Origin of the sequence: Nocardia noduli (assembly GCF_019038455.1) — a bacterium.
In the GTDB taxonomy this organism is placed as follows: domain Bacteria; phylum Actinomycetota; class Actinomycetes; order Mycobacteriales; family Mycobacteriaceae; genus Nocardia; species Nocardia noduli.
Genome location: NZ_JAFMPL010000295.1, coordinates 1 through 418, shown reverse-complemented (window position 1 = coordinate 418; position 418 = coordinate 1). Strand labels below are relative to the sequence as shown.

Below are 418 nucleotides of genomic sequence, written 5' to 3'. Positions count from 1 at the left end.
ACCTGGAGCTCACCCGCACGCTTTCGGGCGAGCGCACCGGCAGCCTGCTCGACACGATCGACCGGACCGTCACCGCCAACGGCGCCCGCCTGCTGGCCGAGCGCCTGGCCGGGCCGCTCACAAACCTCGAGCGGATCGCCCGCCGGCACGAGACCGTCGCGTATCTTGCCGACGACCACGGGCTCCGGAAGGCGATTCGCGAGACGTTGGCCCGGGCCCCCGATCTGGCGCGGGCGCTCTCCCGGGTCGGGTTGGGGCGCAGCGGCCCCCGCGATCTCGCCGCGATCCGGGACGGGCTGACGGCCGCCGCCGGGCTCGGAGCGGTGTTGACGCAGGCCGCCGCGGCCACAACGGAACTCGCCGAGATCGCCGAGGCCCTGGCGGCGGCCGATCCGGCCCTGGCGACGTCGCTGCAGGC

1 protein-coding gene is annotated in these 418 nt (G+C 75.8%); it reads left to right on the top strand.

Features of this window, described 5'->3' with window-relative positions; genetic code table 11:
* On the top strand, positions 1–418 hold a 418-nt coding region (locus JZ792_RS43765; RefSeq protein ID WP_216918457.1), incomplete at both ends, for a hypothetical protein.